General features: G+C 69.6%; 13 protein-coding genes. 3 read left to right on the top strand and 10 right to left on the bottom strand.

All coding sequences use genetic code 11. The annotated features are described in order from the left end of the window. Nucleotides 1-85 precede the first annotated feature (85 nt). Both rhaI and MTES_RS19110 read right to left on the bottom strand, forming a co-directional pair. Complete coding sequence (gene rhaI, locus MTES_RS09770) at nt 86-1252, bottom strand: L-rhamnose isomerase (protein WP_013585088.1); 1167 nt, start codon at nt 1250-1252, stop codon at nt 86-88. Then, the gene (locus tag MTES_RS19110; RefSeq protein ID WP_013585087.1) at nt 1249-1749 is read right to left on the bottom strand and encodes an L-rhamnose mutarotase; all 501 of its coding nucleotides are present in this window, start codon (nt 1747-1749) and stop codon (nt 1249-1251) included. Before MTES_RS19110 ends, rhaI begins: the two co-directional genes overlap by 4 nt. 82 nt (nt 1750-1831) lie before the next feature. Here MTES_RS19110 and MTES_RS09760 point away from each other — a divergent pair, with 82 nt between their 5' ends. After that, nucleotides 1832-2830, top strand: coding sequence for a LacI family DNA-binding transcriptional regulator (locus tag MTES_RS09760; RefSeq protein WP_013585086.1), 999 nt, complete (start codon nt 1832-1834; stop codon nt 2828-2830). 284 nt (nt 2831-3114) lie between these two features. Here the strand turns inward: MTES_RS09760 and rhaS are convergent, their stop codons facing one another. The 4 genes from rhaS to MTES_RS09740 all read right to left on the bottom strand — a co-directional run bounded on the left by rhaS (nt 3115) and on the right by MTES_RS09740 (nt 7862). Further along, on the bottom strand, nt 3115-4155 hold the full coding sequence (gene rhaS, locus MTES_RS09755) for a rhamnose ABC transporter substrate-binding protein (protein ID WP_013585085.1): 1041 nt from the start codon (nt 4153-4155) through the stop codon (nt 3115-3117). Between the two features lie 82 nt (nt 4156-4237). Beyond that, nucleotides 4238-5302: an ABC transporter permease gene (locus MTES_RS09750; protein WP_013585084.1), complete on the bottom strand. Its 1065-nt coding sequence runs from the start codon at nt 5300-5302 to the stop codon at nt 4238-4240. Further along, nucleotides 5299-6333 carry an ABC transporter permease gene (locus MTES_RS09745; protein ID WP_013585083.1) on the bottom strand — a complete coding sequence of 345 codons (1035 nt, stop codon included), beginning with the start codon at nt 6331-6333 and terminating at the stop codon, nt 5299-5301. The genes MTES_RS09750 and MTES_RS09745 overlap by 4 nt, the downstream gene beginning before the upstream one ends. Further along, nucleotides 6330-7862: a sugar ABC transporter ATP-binding protein gene (locus MTES_RS09740; RefSeq protein WP_013585082.1), complete on the bottom strand. Its 1533-nt coding sequence runs from the start codon at nt 7860-7862 to the stop codon at nt 6330-6332. Before MTES_RS09740 ends, MTES_RS09745 begins: the two co-directional genes overlap by 4 nt. Nucleotides 7863-8006: 144 nt before the next feature. On the opposite strand from MTES_RS09740, the gene MTES_RS09735 reads away from it, so the two are divergent. Together MTES_RS09735 and MTES_RS18485 are read left to right on the top strand one after the other, a co-directional pair. Continuing rightward, nucleotides 8007-9017: a LacI family DNA-binding transcriptional regulator gene (locus MTES_RS09735; RefSeq protein ID WP_013585081.1), complete on the top strand. Its 1011-nt coding sequence runs from the start codon at nt 8007-8009 to the stop codon at nt 9015-9017. Between the two features lie 247 nt (nt 9018-9264). Further along, entirely contained in the window at nt 9265-11034 is a 1770-nt protein-coding gene (locus MTES_RS18485) for an RICIN domain-containing protein (protein ID WP_013585080.1), read from the top strand. Between the two features lie 102 nt (nt 11035-11136). Here the strand turns inward: MTES_RS18485 and MTES_RS09720 are convergent, their stop codons facing one another. From MTES_RS09720 to MTES_RS09705, 4 genes are read right to left on the bottom strand one after another with little or no spacing between them, the layout of a single operon-like run. Then, entirely contained in the window at nt 11137-11973 is an 837-nt protein-coding gene (locus MTES_RS09720; protein ID WP_013585079.1) for an alpha/beta hydrolase, read from the bottom strand. Then, the gene (locus MTES_RS09715) at nt 11970-13460 is read right to left on the bottom strand and encodes an NAD-dependent epimerase/dehydratase family protein (RefSeq protein ID WP_013585078.1); all 1491 of its coding nucleotides are present in this window, start codon (nt 13458-13460) and stop codon (nt 11970-11972) included. Before MTES_RS09715 ends, MTES_RS09720 begins: the two co-directional genes overlap by 4 nt. Before the next feature lie 2 nt (nt 13461-13462). Next, nucleotides 13463-15715: a beta-glucosidase gene (locus tag MTES_RS09710; RefSeq protein WP_013585077.1), complete on the bottom strand. Its 2253-nt coding sequence runs from the start codon at nt 15713-15715 to the stop codon at nt 13463-13465. Next, complete coding sequence (locus MTES_RS09705) at nt 15712-18201, bottom strand: alpha-L-rhamnosidase (RefSeq protein WP_013585076.1); 2490 nt, start codon at nt 18199-18201, stop codon at nt 15712-15714. The genes MTES_RS09710 and MTES_RS09705 overlap by 4 nt, the downstream gene beginning before the upstream one ends. Nucleotides 18202-18226 lie beyond the last annotated feature (25 nt).

Below are 18226 nucleotides of genomic sequence, written 5' to 3'. Positions count from 1 at the left end.
CCGGAGGTTTTTCGCGCGGCTCCGGGTGTTTTGGACACTCGGTCGCTGCGAAGCGCTTACGCGCGAGCGCCCGCAGCGGTTGCGGTCAGGCGCCCCAGCCGGCCTGGGTGCCGCCGACGCGCTCTTCGGCGATGCGGGGCAGGTATCCGGATGCCGCGAACGCGGCCATCGGGTCGGCGGGAAGGCCCCGCGACTCCCGCCACTCGGCGAGGGCCGGGCGCACGTCCGTGTAGAAGGCGTCCATGAGCACCGCGTTCGCACCGAGCACGTCGTTCGCCTGCTGCGCGGCATCCAGGGCGTCGCGGTCGATGAGGAGCGCGCGCGCCGTCATCTCCTGCACGTTCAGCACCGAGCGGATCTGGCCGGGGATCTTGTCCTCGATGTTGTGGCACTGGTCGAGCATGAAGGCCACGTCGGGGTTGTTCAGGCCGCCCCCGCGCACGACCTCGGTGAGGATGCGGAAGAGCTGGAACGGGTCGGCCGCACCCACGATGAGGTCGTCGTCAGCGTAGAAGCGCGAGTTGAAGTCGAACGAGCCGAGCTTTCCGAGGCGCAGCAGCTGCATGACGATGAACTCGATGTTCGTGCCCGGCGCGTGGTGACCGGTGTCGAGGCAGACCATCGCCTTGTCGCCGAGGGCGGCGACCTGGGCGTACGACGTCCCCCAGTCCGGAACATCGGTGTGGTAGAACGACGGCTCGAAGAACTTGTACTCCAGCACGAGACGCTGGTCGTCGCCGAGGCGCGCGTAGATCTGCTGCAGCGAGTCCTGCAGGCGGTCCTGGCGGCCGCGCATGTCGTTCTGACCGGGGTAGTTCGAGCCCTCCGCCAGCCAGATCTTCAGATCGCGTGAGCCCGTGGCATCCATCACGTCGATGCATTCCAGGTGGTGGTCGATGGCCTTGCGGCGGATGCGCTCGTCGTGGTGGGTGAGGGCGCCGAACTTGTAGTCCTCGTCCTGGAACGTGTTGGAGTTGACGGTGCCGAGCTTCACGCCGAGGTCCTCCGCGTGGCGGCGGAGGGCGGTGTAATCGTCGACGAGATCCCACGGGATGTGCAGGGCCACCGTGGGGGCGAGGGCGGTCAGGCGGTTGACCTCGGCGGCATCCGCGATCTTCTCGAACGGGTCGCGCGGGGTGCCGGCGGTGGGGAACACGCGGAACCGCGTGCCGGAGTTGCCGAAGGCCCACGAGGGCAGTTCGATGGCCTGGGCTTCGAGGGTCGAGAGGATCTCGGGAGACAGCGTCGTCATGAGGGGGTGCTTTCGGTCGGGGCGGATGCCGTGGTCTCGGGGCGCGCGTCGTCGGTAAGCGCGGCGTTGGTGTGCGCGGTGACGGTTCGGGTGGTGCCGGGGCGGGTGGTGCCGGGGCGGGTGGTGCCGTCGTGTGCGGTGCCGTCGTGTGCGGCGCCGGCGACACCGGCGAGCTGGTCGGCGAGGTGGAAGACCTCGGTGAGCGGGGTGGCGGCCTGATCGGGACGCCCCTCGAGGCCGAGGAAGTACGGGGCCATCTCCGCCTCCCACGCCGCGGCGATGGGAGAGGCGGCGAGGTAGGCCTGGGCGGCCGCGTCGTCGTCGGTCTCGTAGTAACCGATGAGCCGCCCGCCCTCTCCGAGGAACAGGGAGTAGTTGCGGCGTCCGGCGGCGGCGATCTCGGCGAGCATGTCGGCGCGGACCGGCGTGTGCCGGGCGACGTACTCGTCGATCAGCTCAGGTCGAACGCGGAGTTCGAAGCAGACACGGGCGGGCATGGAGAGTTCTCTTCCTCGAGAATGAATCGTTTCACGACACGGTAGCACGATGCGCCGACGCGTGCGATATCGTCGTCGGATCATGGCGGTCAAAATCAAGGACGTCGCCGCGCACGCCGGCGTCTCGGTGGGCACCGTCTCGAATGTGCTCAACGGTCGCGACACCGTGTCGCCCGCGGTCGTCGCGCGCGTCCGCGCCTCCATCGACGCCCTCGGCTACGTGCGCAACGACGCCGCCCGCCAGTTGCGCGCCGGCCGGAGCCGCGCGATCGCGCTGATCGTGCTCGACGTGGGCAACCCCTTCTTCGCCGCCGTCGCCCGCGGCGCCGAAGCGCGCGCCGCCGCCGACGGATACGTCGTCCTCCTCGGATCCAGCGGCGCCGACGCCGACCAGGAACGCCTCTACCTCGATCAGTTCCGCGAGCAGCGGGTCGCCGGGGTTCTTCTCACGCCTGCCGACGCCGGCGGAGACGTCGTGGAGCATCTCGCGGCCGCCGGCATCCCGGTCGTCCTCGTCGATGAGCAGACCCCCGGCGACGACGTCTGCACCGTCTCGGTCGACGACGTCGAGGGGGGCTCCCTCGCGGTGGCGCACCTGCTCGCCCAGGGCCGACGGCGTATCGCGTTCGTGGCCGGCCCCCTCACCACCCGACAGGTCGCCGACCGCCTCACCGGCGCTCGTCGCGCGGTCGGCGAGGTCGAGGGCGCGACCCTTGAGATCATCGAGACGGATGCCATGACCGTCCTCGCCGGCCGCGCCGCCGGCGAGGGGCTGCGCGAGCGCGACGACCGACCGGACGCGGTGTTCGCCGCCAACGACCTCCTCGCGGTGGGCGTGCTGCAGGCGCTCACGATGCTCGGCGACATCCGCGTGCCCGACGACATCGCCCTCGTCGGCTACGACGACATCGACTTCGCCGCCGCGACCGTGGTGCCCCTCACCTCGGTGCGACAGCCCGCCGAGGCCCTCGGCTCGACCGCGGTCGACCTTCTGCTGCGCCAGCTCGACGGCGGCGTCGACCCGGCCGAGCGGCAGGTGCGGTTCCGCCCGGAGCTCGTGGTGCGGGCATCGAGCGGTTGAGACGCGCGCGACGAACGAAGCGCGGTGCGTTGCTGGCCCACGCCCCGGGGATGCGACCGCGGGTCTGCGCGGTCGAGTCGAGCGCGAGCTCCGGCTGCACTCGCTGACCCGCGAGCGGAGGACTCCCCGGGACGGGAGGACGATCCACCCATCCGGAGTCCTCCGCTCCCCGGTTCTCCTCCCTCCGACGCCGTGTGCATCGCTCGCACGAGACACCTGGCCCCGAGAATGACGAAGGCCCCGACCGCCACGAGGGCGGCCGGGGCCGGAGCGGAGGCTTCGACTCAGAAGTCGAAGTTCCCGATGTTGGAGGCGTCGAACACGTAGGGGTCGCCCAGGAGCACCGTGGCGTCGGCGCCGACGGTGAACGAGCCGAGCTTGCCGGCCTCGAAGGTGTCGCCCTCCTTGCCCGTGATGGTGCCGTCGATCAGCGCCTTCGTCGCGTACGCCGACAGGTACCCGAGGTCGGCCGGGTTCCACAGGGCGAACGAGGTGATGGTGCCGTCCTGCACGTACTCGCGCAGCTGGTTCGGCGTACCGAGACCGGTCAGCGCGACCTTGCCCTTGTACTCCGAGGTCGAGAGGTAACGACCGGCCGCGGCGATGCCGACGGTGGTCGGCGAGACGATGCCCTTGAGGTTGGGGTAGGTCTGCAGCAGGGCCGCGGTGCGGTCGAACGAGGTCTGATCGTCGTCGTCGCCGTAGACGACGTCGACGAGCTCGATGTTCGGGTGGTTGGCGGCGAAGTCCTTCTTCATGAGCTCGATCCAGGTGTTCTGGTTCGTCGCGTTCGCGGCCGCCGAGAGGATGGCCACCTGACCGGCGTCGCCGATCTGCTTCGCGACCAGGTCGACCTGCACCTTGGCGATGCCGTCGGCCGTGGCCTGGTTGATGAAGAGGTCGCGGCACTTCGCGTCGGTGTCGGAGTCGAAGGTCACGACCTTCACCCCGGCGCTGCGGGCCTCGTCGAGAGCGTCGCAGATGGCGGAGGGGTCGTTCGCCGAGATGACGAGCCCGCCCACACCCTGCTGGGCCGCGGTCTGGATGTACTGCACCTGCGAGGTGGGCGTCGCCTCGCTGGGGCCGACCTGCTCGAAGGTGCCGCCGAACTCCTTGATGGCCTCTTCGCCACCCTTGTTCGAGGTCTCGAAGTACGGGTTGCCGAGGTTCTTCGGGAGGAACGTGATCGACAGGTTGCCGCCGTCGCCTCCCTCGCTCGAGCCTCCGCCGGCGCCGCCGGAGCAGCCGGTGGCGAGGAGGGTGACCGCCAGGGTCAGGGCGGCGGCAGCGGTGCCGACGCGGGTCTTGCGGGTGAATGCGAACATCGTTGTTTCCTTCCGTGGTGCAAGTGGTGGTGGTGCAAGTGGTGGTGGTGCGGGTGGTGGTGGTGCGGGTGGTGGGCGGGGTTCAGGCGATCGACGCGGGGGCGGTCGGCCGCACGCTCTTCCTCTTGCCGAGCGCGGTGACGCGTCGAGCCTGCAGCCAGGCGAGGAGGCTGGCCGACACCACCGAGAGCACGAGCAGCGCTCCGGTGATGACGTTGATGATGTCGCTGGTGACGCCGGCGAGACGGAGGGCGCTGCCCAGCGTGCCGATGAGCAGCACGCCGGCGATGACGCCGTGGAGCGCGCCGCGGCCGCCGAAGATCGACACGCCGCCGAGCAGCACCGCCGCGATGACCTGCAGCTCCATGCCCATGGCGTTCTCGCCGCGGGCATTGCTGTAGAGCAGGGTGAAGTACACCCCGGCGAAGCCCGAGACGGTGCCGCTCATGACGAACAGCAGGAACTTGGTGCGGGCGACGTCGATCCCGGAGAACTGCGCCGCCTCTTTGTTCAGACCGATCGCGTACAGCGACCGACCGAAAGAGGTGAGGTGCAACAGCACGGCGAACACGATCGCCAGCACGACGAACGGGATCATGATCAGCGGGAGCGGGGTCCCGGGGATGTTCGCCTTCGCGAGGTCGGTCCACGTCTCGGGGAACTCGGTGACCGCCTCGGTGCCGAGCAGGCCCACGGCGATCCCGCGGAAGAGCGCGAGCGTCCCGATCGTGACGGCAAGGGAGGGCAGGCCCACGACGGTGACGAGGAAGCCGTTGATCGCCCCGGCGACGAGGCCGACGACGATGGCCGCGAGGGCCGCCAACTCGAAAGGCCACCCCGACTGCGTCAGCACACCGACCGTGACACTCGACAGGCCCACGATGCTCGCCACCGAGAGGTCGATCTCCTCGGTGATGATGATGAGGGTCATCGGCAGCGCGATCAACAGGATCGGCGCGATGTCCCGCAGCAGGTACGTGACCGTGAGCGGGCTGTCGAAGTTGCGCACGGTCGCGAGCGACACGGCGATGACGAGCAACAGGATGCCGATGATGGCGGCCTCGCGCGTCAACAGGGCGCGGCGCCAGAACGGGCGGGCGTGCGCGCGGTAGGTGCGGGCGCGGTCGTCGACGGCGGTGGAGGTCATCGGCCCGTCTCCCTCTCTGCGGTGAGCTTGCGGGACTGGCGGACGGCGAGCACGCGGTCGAGCACGATCGCGCCGAGGATGAGCGCACCGACCACGGCCCGCTGCCAGAAGTCGTCGATGCCGAGGATCGGCAGTGCACGGTTGATGGTCAGCAGCAGGTAGGCACCGATCGCGGCGCCCCAGACCGAGCCGACGCCGCCCGAGATGGCGACGCCGCCGATGACGGCCGCGCCGATCGCCTGCAGTTCCCAGCCGAAGCCGGCGTTCGAGGCGACCGTGCCGTAGCGCGCCGCGTACAGCACGCCGGCGAGACCCGCGAGAGCGCCGCTCGTGACGAACGCGCCGATGATGCGGCGGTTGACCTTGAGGCCGTAGAGGTGGGCCGCGGCCGGGTCGGAGCCGATCGCGTACAGCTCGCGGCCGCTGCGGAGGTTGCGCAGGTACCACGCCGCACCGATGAGCACGACCACCGCGAGGATCGTCAGGATCGGGATGCCGAGCACCTGGCCCGTGCCGAGGTCGCGGAAGCTGCCGGGCAGGTCGGAGGCGTTCACCCGGTTGCTGCCCGCCCACGCGACGTTGATGCCGCGGTAGATGTACATCGTTCCGAGCGTGATGACGAGCGCGGGGACCTTCGCGTACGCGACGAGCGCGCCATTGATCAGGCCCAGGATGCCGCCGACGACGATGCCCGCGAGGAACACCACCACCAGGGGCAGGCCCGGGACGTCGATGAACAGGCGGCCGGTCAGGTACGCGGTCAGGCCCACGACCGATCCGACCGAGAGGTCGACGTTGCGCGTGACGATGACGATGGCTTGACCGACGGCTACCAGCAGCAGCAGCGACGGCGTCAACAGCAGGTCGCGGAAGCCGTCGGGAGAGAAGAGGAAGGTCGGGTTGTTCAGCGTCGCGATGACGACGATGAGCACGAGAGCGAGGACGATGCCGCTCTCGCGCGCCGTGGCGACGTGCGAGACGAGCTTCGCGGCGGGGCTGGCACCCGGCCGGACGGGGGTGGCGGTACTCATCGGATGCCCTCCGCATCGGCGGTCGCAGCGAACATGATCGTTTCGGGGGTGGCATCCGCTCGGGCGAATTCTCCGGTGAGGCGTCCCTCGCGCATGACGAGGACGCGGTCGGCCATCCCGAGTACCTCGGGGAGCTCGCTCGAGATCATGAGGATCGCGAGGCCCTGCTGCGCGAGTTCGGAGAGCAGGCGGTGCACCTCGGACTTCGTGCCCACGTCGATGCCGCGGGTGGGCTCGTCGACGATCAGCACCCGGGGCTGGGTCGCGAGCCATTTCCCGATGACGACCTTCTGCTGATTTCCTCCGCTGAGCGTTCCCGCGGTGGCATCCAGCGCGGCGGTCTTGACCTCGAGGCGGCTCGCCCACTCCCGGGCGGCGCGGTTCTCGTCGGTCGTGCGCAGCAGCCCCCAGCGGGAGAGCTTCGAGCGGATCGCCAGGGTGATGTTGCGCGAGACGCCCTCGTCGAGCACCAACCCTTGTTTGCGGCGATCCTCGGGCACGAGGGCCAGACCGCGGGCGGTCGCCTGACGGACACTCCCCTTGGGGAGGACCGTGCCACCCAGTCGGACCGTTCCCGACTCGTAGGCGTCGACGCCGAAGATCGCGCGGGCGACCTCGCTGCGCCCGGCACCGACGAGTCCCGCGAGACCGACGATCTCGCCGGCGCGCAGGGAGAACGACACGTCGCGGAACACACCGGGTCGCGTGAGCCCCTCGACCTCGAGCACGACGTCGCCGGGGGTGGACGGCAGCTTCGGGAAGAGTTCGGTCACGTCTCGGCCGACCATCTGGCGGACCAGGTCGTCGACCGTGGTGTCGGCCAGGGGCGTGGTGTGGACGTATGCCCCGTCGCGCATGACGGTGACGGTGTCGCACAGGGCGAACACCTCGTCGAAGCGGTGCGAGATGAACAGGAGGGCGCGACCCTCGTCGCGCAGGCTCCGGGCGACCGCGAACAGGCGCTCGACCTCGACGCCGCTGAGTGCGGCGGTGGGCTCGTCCATGATCAGCACGCGGGCGTCGAGGGAGATGGCCTTCGCGATCTCGATGATCTGCTGGTCGGCGATCGAGAGGCCCTCGGTCACCCGATCGGGATCCAGAGCGACGCCGAGACGCTGGAAGATGCGCGTCGCCTCTTCGCGCATCGCCGCGCGATCGATGCGACCGAGGCGCCCGGTCGGTTGACGGCCCATGAAGATGTTCTCGGTGACCGAGAGGTCGGGGAAGAGCGTCGGCTCCTGGTAGATCACCGCGATGCCGGCGGCCTTCGACTGCGCCGTGCTGGCGAAATCGACGCTCTCGCCGTCGAGCAGGAAGTCGCCGTCATCGCGGCGGTACAGCCCCGCGATGATCTTCACGAGAGTCGACTTGCCGGCCCCGTTCTCCCCGATCAGCGCGTGAATCGAACCGCGATCGAGCACGAGGCTCCCCGACCGCAGGGCGACCACGGGGCCGAACGACTTCATCACGCGTCGCAGCTCGAGCGCGTGATCGGGCGGGGCGGGTGTCGCGTCCGTCGCGTCAGCCATGCGGCCTCCTCGTTGAGGGTGGAGCCGGTCGCCCGGCCGAAATCTGAATCGTTTCAGATTGGATGCCAGTCACTGTAGGGTGAGTCCGACGATGCGGTCAAGTCAGGATCACGTCGAGACCGGATCGTGACGTGAGGGGGCACCGTGTCGATCAGCATCCGCGATGTCGCAACCCTCGCCGGCGTGTCCGTGGGCACCGTCTCCAACGTCCTCAACCGCCCCGACGCCGTCTCCGCGGGCTCGATCGAGCGCGTGAACCGGGCTATCGAAGAGCTCGGCTACGTGCGCAACGACGCCGCTCGCCAGCTCCGCGCCGGGGTCAGCACGACGGTCGGCTTCGTCGCGTTGGATGGGCGCAATCCGTTCTTCGCCGACGTCGTCGGGGGTGCCGAGAACGAGGCGACCGCCCGGGGACTCGCCCTCCTCCACGGCAACAGCGACGAGGATGCCGCTCGGGAGACGCTCTACATCGACCTCTTCGAGCAGCAGATGGTGCGCGGGCTCCTCATCGCTCCGTTCGGAGATGTCACCGCACGGTTGACGCGGCTGCGAGCCCGCGGCATCCCGTCCGTCCTCATCGACCGCTTCTCCGGCGACGCGCAGTTCTCCTCGGTCTCGGTCGACAGCGTGGCGGGCGGAAGACTGGCGGCGGAGCACCTCTTGGAACGCGGTCGTCGGCGCCTCGCTTTCGTCGGCGGAGGCTTCGACATCCGGCAGGTGACCGACCGTCTCGCCGGGGCGCGCAGCGCGGTCGAGAACAGCACGCATCGCGCCACGCTCGAGGTCGTCCCGACCCACGCCCTCACGGTCGACGAGGGCGTCGCGGCCGCGCGGCGCCTTCTCGCGCGGGATCGCTCCGACCGCCCCGACGCGGTGTTCGCCGGCAACGACCTCGTCGCGCTCGGACTCCTCCAGGGCCTGATCGTCGACGGGCGCGTCCTCGTGCCCGACGAGATCGCCGTCGTCGGCTTCGACGACATCCCCTTCGCCGCCGCCGCGGCCGTGCCACTCACCTCGGTACGCCAGCCGAGTGCGCTCATCGGGGGAACGGCGATGCGTATCCTGCTCGACGAGGCCGATGATCCCGGGCGAGCGACCCGGCAGACGGTGTTCGCGCCCGAACTCGTCGCGCGGGCGTCGACGGGGGCGCCCTAGCCTCCGACCGGGCACGCGTGAGGCGCGCGAACGGCGATCACTCGGGGATATGTCGGATGAAATAAGGCGGATTCTCCAACAAAAGCACGCATCGGTTCGGAATTCCGCCATGCAAACCCATATTCATCTAATGAATTCTTGACGGCGTTGTTCCGACGTGGTTCCCTAGGTGACTGTCGAGGACCCCCACTCGACAGGCACCACCTCCCCCTGTGGTGCCGACGAACGCTCGATGAGGAGTGCATCCGTGAAGAGAAGAAGCAGGATCGCGGCCGTCGTCTCGGCGGCTGCCGTCGCCGTGGCCCTCGCCGTCCCAGCGAGTGGCGCCGCTGCCGCCACACAGTTCCTGACGTACATCAAGCCCGCCCCGATCGTCGGATCTCTGTCCACGACGGCGTGGGGCGCAGCCACGGTGGGCCCGCGCGACCAGTCCAACGGCCTCGAAGACAAGACGCTCGCGAACTGGGTGTACTGGGACGGCGGCATCATCAAGGGAGCCGACGGCAAGTACCACATGTTCGCCAGCCGCTGGCCGGAGTCCGAGGGCCACGAAGCGTGGCGCTACGACTCGTACGCCGTCTCGGCCGTCAGCGACAACCTGTACGGTCCGTACACCGACCAGGGTCTGATGTGGCCCGACGTCGACGGCGGCCACGGCCACAACGTCACCCCCGTCCAGCTGAAGGACGGCACCTACGCCGTCACCATCAGCGGCTTCTCCGACGCGCGCGTCTTCACCTCCCCCTCGCTGAACGGGCCCTGGACCGCGCAGGGTCAGGTGCAGGTGGCATCCGGTCCCTATTCGAGCACGTTCAACACCGGCGGGAACTTCCGCACGATCCTCGGTCCCGACGGGAAGTACCACGCCATCGTCAACGGCTTCCAGACGGCTGTCGCCGACAACGTCGTGGGACCGTACACGGTGCAGAACCCGCCGCTGTTCTCATCCATCACGGGAAGCCCCACCGATGACATGGAGGATCCGCTGATCTGGTATAGCGGCGGCCAGTACCACGTCATCTTCAACTCGTGGTCGGCGAAGAAGGCGTACCACTACACCTCCACCGACGGCGCCACGAACTGGACTCTGCAACCCGGCGTCGCGTACGACGCGAACGTCGACTTCACCACCTACACCGACGGCACCAAGAACCACTGGGCGAAGCTCGAGCGTCCCTCGATGTACATCGAGAACGGCGTCCCCACCGCCATGACGTTCGCCGTGGTCGACGTGGAGAAGAACCAGGAGAACGGCAACGACGGCCACGGCAGCAAGGTCATCGTCGTACCGTTCGACGGGGCCTCGCTGAACGCTCCCGCGCTGACCCTGCCGACCGTCTACGCCGACACCGATCGCGCGGGTGCCAACGCCGCCCTGGGAATCGGCACCTACACGATCGCGCAGTTGCAGGCGAAGGGCATCGGCAACGACGCGATCTCCTCCGTCGCGGTCCCGCCGGGATACAAGGTGGTCGCCTACGCCGACGACAACCTGTCGGGCACCCCGTGGACGTTCACGAGCACCAACCTCGACCTGCGCCAGACGGGCAACAACGACCAGATCTCCTCGATCAGAATCACCCTCGACACCACGGCCCAGTTCGAAGTGTCGAGCAAGAGCAGCAACCGTGCCATCGACATCGGTTCCGCCTCGACCGCCGACGGTGCCGAGGCCCTGCAGTGGGAGTACCGCGCGACGCCGAACCAGCAGTGGAGCTTCGCCGACGCCGGGAACGGCGCGGTGAAGATCGTCAACCGCAACAGCGGCAAGGTCTTGGAGGTGTCGGGTGCCTCGACCGCGAACGGTGCGCAGATCGTACAGTCCACCGATGCCGGTCGCGCGAGCCAGCAGTGGACGCTGACCAGCTCCGGCGACGGGGCCCTGACGATCACCAACCGCGGCAGCGGCAAGGTGCTCGACGTCACGGGCGCGTCTACGGCGAACGGCGCGAAGATCATTCAGTGGCCCGGAACCGGCAGCGCGAACCAGCGCTGGGAGATCACCAAGGTCGGCTGAATCGGACCCGGCGGGGCGGAGGGCGATGGCGCGCCCTCCGCCCCGTCGTCGTCGGACGGAGTCCGTGATACAGAAGACTCCCCGATCTCGGATGCCGAGACCTCAGCGCCCTCCGAGCCAATCGGTCATGATGCGGACACCGGCGTCATAGCCCGGTGTTCCGGGTCGGTTGAGGAACCCGTGCGGCGTCTCGGGGACCACCTCGTACCGCAGCGGCACACCCGCACGACGAAGCTCCTCGGCGAACGCCCCGCCCGACGCGCGCAGCGAATCGCGGTCGGCGTCGAGCATGAGGGTGTCGGGGAGCCCCGTCAGATCGTGTCCACCGGGGAAGGCACGCGGATCCTGCATCGCGGCGACGCTCCCGGCGTAGTTGTGGTTCATCCGACGCACGGTCGCCGGGCGGAACTGCGAGAACCAGTGCCGACCGCGCATCCGCGAGCGCAGTTCCGCCGGAATCGCAGGCAACTGCGCGTGGAATGTTCCGTAGGCCAGCACAAGGCCGCGGACGGAGGCGGATCGGCGCTGTGCCAGATCGCGCGCGGCAGCGGCGGCCAGGCACGCTCCCGCGCTGGCCCCGCCGAGCAGGATGTGCCCTCGCGGGGCCTCCCCGGCGACCGCGGTGATGACGTCGAGCACATCATCGAACGGAATCGGAAAGCGGATGCCGGTCAGCGACGAGTCCTTGACGTCGAAGAACGGATTCCACGGGCCGACCAGACGGTAGTCCACCGTGACGATCGTCCGTCCCGTCGCTGCCGCACTCATCGCAGGTGCGTGCGACTCCGGTTGATCGAGGCCCCCGTACGCGAAGGCTCCGCCGTGCAGCCAGACGAGCGGCGTCCGTGTGCCGCGGGGCGACTCATCGAGGGTGTAAGTGCGAATCGGGACCGCCCCGTGCCGACCCGGCACGGCTCCCGCATGGAACGAGACGGTCATGCCGACACGGCACCGGCCGCCCCACGCCGCGCGTCCGCCCCCGCCGCGACGCGGCGGGCCGCCGCCGGCATCTCCACCTGCGCAAGGTGCTGATTCGCCTCGGCCTGGCGCCCGTAGCCCGCAGGATCGCGCACACAATCGGGACACCAGTGCCCGGCCGTCAAGATCAGGCGCGGGCTGCCGGCGAAGACGTGTCCGAGCGCGCAGCGCCAGACAAGCGGCGTCGACGCCGCCCCGACGTCCGTGCTGAGCAGCTCCCCACCACGGAAGTCGGCCGCGCCCGCGACGTCATCGGCGGTCCACGCCGCGGCCGGCTTGGACTCGTCGTACCCGTGATCGAGCAGTTGCGGCACGCGCGACGGCTCCGGAACGGTGAACGTGCTCCAGTCGCCAATCGCCTCCCACGCCTCACGCGAGCCGAAGGACGCCGCGATCTCGTCGGCGCGACCCGCGCGCACGGCGGCCATCGTGCCGCGGGGCTTCCGCGTCAGCGGCTTCATCACGAAGTTCTTCACGATCCACGGCGGCACTCTCCCCGCCGAGCGCACCGCGGCCGGAGCGGCCTCGATCGCCCGAGTCATGGCATCCGCCACCGTGTCCTTCCGGAAGGGAATGAGCTCGTTCAGCCGGTCGCTGTCGGTGTACCACTGCCCATGGAAGTTCTTCAGCGCGAACCAGTTGCGGTCGTACCAGCGGCGGATGTCGGGCACGCCGAGCGCCCCGGCGATGAGGTTCTGCAGCTGCCAATTGGTCAGTCGCCACTGCTCGCCCCCGCCGATGTTGTAGACGCCGCCCCAGAAGTCGGGGGGAACGTCGGCGGATGCCGCGCCCACGAGCAGGCGCGCCGAATCCTCCGCCGTCGCCCACTCCATGACCCCCGCGAACGGCGAGTGCGTCATGATCGGGTCGCGGATCTCGAGCATGCCGGCGTGGAAGATCCCGGTCTGGCGCAGCCACGCCCACTTCGGCAGTCCCGAATCGACGAGCAGACGCTCCGCGACGATCTTCGTCTGGCCGTACTCGTCGAACTGCGACACCCGGAGCGGGTCGCCGACGCGCCCCCAGTGGACGGGCTCCTGCCGGTCCCCGGTCTCGGCGACCGAGCCGATGCCGACGATCGCGACGGCACCGGGATCGGGCAGTTCCTTCACCGCGCGGATGAGGTTCTGCATCGACCCGATGTTCACGCGCCGCGCGAGGTCGGGCCGCTCGTCGGCGAAGGGCGAGACGACCGCCCCGACGTGCAGCACGACATCGACGTCGCGGATCGCCGCCCGCACGTCGGCGAACCGCGTGAGGTCCCCGCGCACGACCTCGAGGTTCGGCATCCCCTCGAATTCCGCGAGGACCGCGTCGTCGGCAGGCGTGGGGAGCGCGAAAGCCCGCACGCGGATGTCGGGGCGCGCACGGAACGCGCGCAGAGCGGCGCGTCCCCAGTTGCCCGTGGCACCGGTGAGCAGGACGGTCCGTTCGAAAGAGATGGTCACGATCAGACCACCGCCACCGGGGCCTTGCTGAGGTCGATGAGCTGCTCGAGGGCCTCGATCGGGATCGCCCCGTTCGTGAAAACGAGGAACTGCTGCATCGGCATCGACTCGACCATCTTGAGCCCATCCGGGTTCTGCTCGGCCTGCTCGGCCTGTTCCGGAGTCATGGATGCCGTCAGCCCGGCCATGAGCGCGGGACCCACGACGGGGTGACCGAACCAGTCGCCCACCGTGGACTCCATCGTCAGCTCACACACGAGCGCATCGCCCGCCAGTGCGACGCGCTCTTCGACGAGCACGGTCGACGCGTCCGAGCACACCTGGACGGTGTACTCCCCCGCGGGCACCACCCAGTCGTGCTGCTCGATGTCCCAGTAGGCGAAGGCACGTCGGTCCAACCGCAGCTCGACCCGACGCGTCTCACCGGGCTCGAGCGACACCTTCTCGAACGCCCGCAGCTCGCGCAGGGGTCGGCGAACGGGGCCGGTGTCGGTCGAGACGTAGACCTGCACGACGTGCTTTCCGGTCCGCTTCCCCGTGTTCGTGACGGTGACCGCGACGTCCACCGCGTCATCGCCGACGACCTCCGCCTCGACGGCATCCGTTCGGAAGGTCGTGTACGACAGCCCGTGTCCGAAGGGATATCGCACGGGGACACCCGCGGTCGTGTAGTGCCGGTAGCCGACGAACACGCCCTCGCCGTACCGCACGTGACCCTGCTCGCCCGGAAAGTTCAGCCAGCTCGGGGTGTCTTCGAGTCGCAGCGGGATCGTCTCGGCGAGATGACCCGACGGGTTCACCGCGCCGAACAGCACGTCGGCGATCGCCCCGCCACCCGCCTGGCCCAGCAGCCACGCTTCGGCGATCGCGGCGACCTCGTCGTGCCATCCCTCGAGCGAGACCACGCCACCGTTGGAGAGCACGACGATGGTGGGCGTACCCGTTGCGGCGACGGCACGGATGAGCGCGACCTGAGCCTCGGGCAGCATCAGCGTGGTGCGGTCGAAGCCCTCGGACTCTTCGCGATCGCTCAGCCCCGCGAAGACGACGGCGACGTCGGCCGCTGTCGCGATCGCCACGGCCTCGGCGCGCAACGCGAGACCAGCGTCCTCATCGGCACCTTCGAGGGTGAATCCGGCGGAGGCGTCCACCGTGGATCCGTGCGCCTGAGCGAACGCGCGGATCTCGTCGAGCGCCGCGTCGACGCGTGTGGGGTTGATGTGCGAGCTTCCCCCGCCCTGGTAGCGCGGCTGGGAGGCGAACGCGCCCAGGACGGCGATCGATTTCCCCCCGGCGATCGGCAGCACGCCGTCGTTCTTCAGCAGCACGACCGACTCGGCCGCCGCTCGACGCGCGACGGCGTGGTGCCCGTCGACGTCGAGTTCGTCGGTGGCCTCGTACGCAAGCTCGGCGAGCTGCAGCACGCGTCGCGCCGACGCGTCGACGAGGGCCTCATCGAGCTCGCCCCGCCGCACGGCTTCGACGACCTGGGCGTCGGTGGTGCCGTTGCTGCCGGGCATCTCGAGGTCCATGCCGGCGCGCACGCCCTCGACGCGGTCACTGACGGCGCCCCAGTCCGAGACGACGGCCCCCTCGTATCGCCAATCCCCTCGCAGCACCTCGGTGAGTAACCACCGGTTGTGCGACGCAGAGACGCCGTTCACCTTGTTGTACGAGCACATCACCGTCGCCGGCGCAGCTTCCTTCACGACACGTTCGAAGGCCGGAAGGTAGATCTCGCGCAGCGTGCGCTCGTCGACCTCGGCGCTCACGCGCATGCGCTCGGTCTCCTGGTTGTTGGCGGCGAAGTGCTTCACTGAGGCGCCGGGACCGGCAGCCTGCAGCCCGATCACGTGCGCGGCGCCCAGCGCACCCGACAGCAGCGGATCCTCCGAGTAGTACTCGAAGTTGCGGCCGCACAGCGGCGAGCGCTTTATGTTGATGCCCGGGCCGAGAACGACGGACACTCCGAACGCGACGCCCTCCTCGCCGACCGCTCCACCGACCGCTCGCGCCAGCTCAGGATCCCAGCTGGAGCCGATCGCCACAGCCGGTGGGAAGCACGTCGAGGGCAGGCTGTCGTGGATGCCGAGGTGGTCGGCATCCCCCTTCTGACGCCGGATGCCGTGCGGACCGTCGGTCAAGACGATCGAGGCGATGCCCGCTTCGGCGATCTCCTTCGTCGACCAGAAGTCGCGGCCGGAAAGGAGCGAGGCCTTCTGCTCGAGAGTCAGCTGCGAGGGGTCGAGGGTCATGAGGAGGCTCCTTCGGAGACGCGGGCGAGGGCGGCGGCGAGGTCGCCGCGCAGCTCGTCGGACGCGCCGGGCACGTACTCGAGCATCGTATTGACGGTCATGAACGCCGCCTCGGGGGCGGTACCGTCCAGCGGCACCCCGGGGAAATGCGTGGAGAACGCGTCGAAGAACGCGCGCCAGGCCGCGGCGTCATCGGCGATCTCTTTGAGCGTGGAGTCGAGATCGTAGCTGCCGCCGGTCGCCACGGGCACGCCGTAGGTCCAACTGTGCGTGCCGCCGCCGACCTCGTGCATCTCGGCATCCGGGTGCAGCGGAAGCGCGATCTCGGCGGTGACCCCCTCGGGCACCGTCGCCGTCAGCGTCATGCTCTGGGCCTCGCGCTTCCACGACACCTCCACGTCCCCGGCGGCGATCGTGTGGCGGAGCGATGCCGAGGTGAGGCCACCTCCGACGAGGGGGGCGATACGCACGCGGCGGTACCCGGGCTCGATCGCGGTCAGACCTCCGATCGTCCGGTGCATCCAGTCGACCACGGCGCCCAGCGCGTAGTGGTTCAGAGAGGTCATCCCCGACGGGTTGATCGTGCCGTCGGGGCGCACCGAGTCCCACCGCTCCCAGATCGTGGTCGCACCCATGGTGACCGGGTAGAGGAAGGACGGGCACCCCGTCTCGAGCAGCAGCAGGTAGGCCTCGTCGAGGTGGCCGGTGCTCGAGAGGGCGTCTGTGACGAGCGGGGTGCCCGCGAAGCCGGTGGAGATGCGGTACCCCGCCTTCGCCACCAGACGCGCGAGCAGATCGCCCGCGTGCGCGCGCTGGTCGTCGTCCAGGATGCCGAAGGTGATCGCGAGCGAGTAGCCCGTCACGGTCTCCCCGGCGACGCGACCCTTCTCGGTGACGTACTCACGGCGGAACGCGGCGCGAACGTGCGCGGCGAGGGCTCCGAACTCCGCGGCATCCTGATCGCGACCGAGGATGCGCGCCGTCTCGGCCATCTCGCGCGTCGTCTTGCACAGATAGGCCGAGGCGACCAGGTGGCGGTCGGTCTTGCCTCCCGCGGGGTTGTCGTCGGGGGCGTCGGGGTCGAGCCAATCCCCGTACTGGAAGCCGGTGCTCCAGAGTCCGTCGTCGTCGAGGAGACCCGCCACCTGTCGGATGAACGTCGTCATCGACTCGTACGCCTGAGCGAGGATGCCGGTGTCGCCGTACTCGCGGTACAGCGCCCACGGGAGGCTCACCGCGACGTCGCTCCACAGTGCTGTGGGCGACGACGGCGTGGACAGCACGTCGGGCACGACCCAAGGTACGAAGCCCATGGCCTTCTGCTCGAGAGCCAGGTCGCGCAGCCACGAGCCGAGGACGCCGCGCACGTCGTAGAGGAAGGCCGCGGTGGGCGCGAAAGCGTTGATGTCGCCCGTCCATCCGAGACGCTCGTCGCGCTGAGGGCAGTCGGTCGGGACGCCCACGAAGTTGTCGCGCATCGACCACACCGCGTTGGAGTGCAGCTGGTTCAGCAGGGGGTCGCTGGTCTCGAGCCACCCGATCCGCGTCATGTCGGAGTGCGTGACGACCGCGCGGATCGCGGCCGGGTCGAGCTCGCCGGGCCACCCCTCGACCTCGACGTAGCGGAAGCCGTGGAAGGTGAAGCGCGGCTCCCACGTGTCGGTGCCACCGGCCGAGATGAAGCGGTCGGTCGCCTTCGCGGTGCGGACCGTCTCCATGTCGATCTCGCCCGCGACCATGACCTCGGCATGCCGGAGGGTGATGACGGCACCCTCCTCGGCGGTGACGGTGAAGCGCACGCGACCGGACAGGTTCTGCCCGAAGTCGACGACCGTCTTGCCCGAGGGCGTCGTCATGACCGCGACCGGAGCGAGCTCCTCGACGCGGCGGATCGGCTCGGCCGGCGAGTCGATGAGCGCCTCGAGGGGCCACTCGACCGTCTCGACGTCGCCCCATGCGGAGTCGTCGAAGCCCGCGGCATCCCACCCCGAGGGCTCGAGGCGCGCGTCGAACGTCTCGCCGTCGTAGATGCCGTTGTCCCGGATGCCACCGGTACCCGCGCGGAACGACCCGTCGCTCGCGATGACCTCGGTGCGGCCACCGAAGTCGAGCACGAGTTCGGCGAAGAGCGCCGGACGCTCGGCGTAGTGGTTGCGCTTGTTCTCCCAGCCGAGGCGGCCCAGCGCCCACCCCTCGCCGACGATCGCGCCGAGGACGTTCTCGCCCACGACGAGGTCGTCGGTCACGTCGTGCTCCGAGACCACGAGGCGGTGCCGGTACGAGGTCCAGCCCGGCGCGAGCACCTCGTCCCCCACGACGGCACCGTTCACGCGCGCCTCGACGACGCCGAGCGCGGTGAGGCGGAGCGTGGCCCGCACGGGGCGCTCCGCGAGCGAGAACGCGCGGCGGAGGTACATCGCGGGTTCACCCTCGCGGCCGGTGGAGGCGGCGGACGTGATGAACGCGCCTTGGGTCGGGGTTGTCATGAGGGAGGCTCCTTCGAGGTGGGGC

Source organism: Microbacterium testaceum StLB037 (assembly GCF_000202635.1).
GTDB classification, from domain to species: Bacteria; Actinomycetota; Actinomycetes; order Actinomycetales; family Microbacteriaceae; genus Microbacterium; species Microbacterium testaceum_F.
The sequence above is the reverse complement of the archived record's forward strand: the minus strand, read 5'-3'. Positions and strand labels throughout refer to the sequence as shown.

Bases quoted from the DNA above. Each gene is read 5' to 3' on its own strand.
- rhaI (WP_013585088.1), bottom strand. From the start codon at position 1,252: ATGACGACGCTGTCTCCCGAGATCCTCTCGACCCTCGAAGCCCAGGCC.
- MTES_RS19110 (WP_013585087.1), bottom strand. From the start codon at position 1,749: ATGCCCGCCCGTGTCTGCTTCGAACTCCGCGTTCGACCTGAGCTGATC.
- MTES_RS09710 (WP_013585077.1), bottom strand. From the start codon at position 15,715: ATGACCCTCGACCCCTCGCAGCTGACTCTCGAGCAGAAGGCCTCGCTC.
- MTES_RS09705 (WP_013585076.1), bottom strand. From the start codon at position 18,201: ATGACAACCCCGACCCAAGGCGCGTTCATCACGTCCGCCGCCTCCACC.
- MTES_RS09745 (WP_013585083.1), bottom strand. From the start codon at position 6,333: ATGAGTACCGCCACCCCCGTCCGGCCGGGTGCCAGCCCCGCCGCGAAG.
- MTES_RS09750 (WP_013585084.1), bottom strand. From the start codon at position 5,302: ATGACCTCCACCGCCGTCGACGACCGCGCCCGCACCTACCGCGCGCAC.
- MTES_RS09720 (WP_013585079.1), bottom strand. From the start codon at position 11,973: ATGACCGTCTCGTTCCATGCGGGAGCCGTGCCGGGTCGGCACGGGGCG.
- MTES_RS09740 (WP_013585082.1), bottom strand. From the start codon at position 7,862: ATGGCTGACGCGACGGACGCGACACCCGCCCCGCCCGATCACGCGCTC.
- rhaS (WP_013585085.1), bottom strand. From the start codon at position 4,155: ATGTTCGCATTCACCCGCAAGACCCGCGTCGGCACCGCTGCCGCCGCC.
- MTES_RS09760 (WP_013585086.1), top strand. From the start codon at position 1,832: ATGGCGGTCAAAATCAAGGACGTCGCCGCGCACGCCGGCGTCTCGGTG.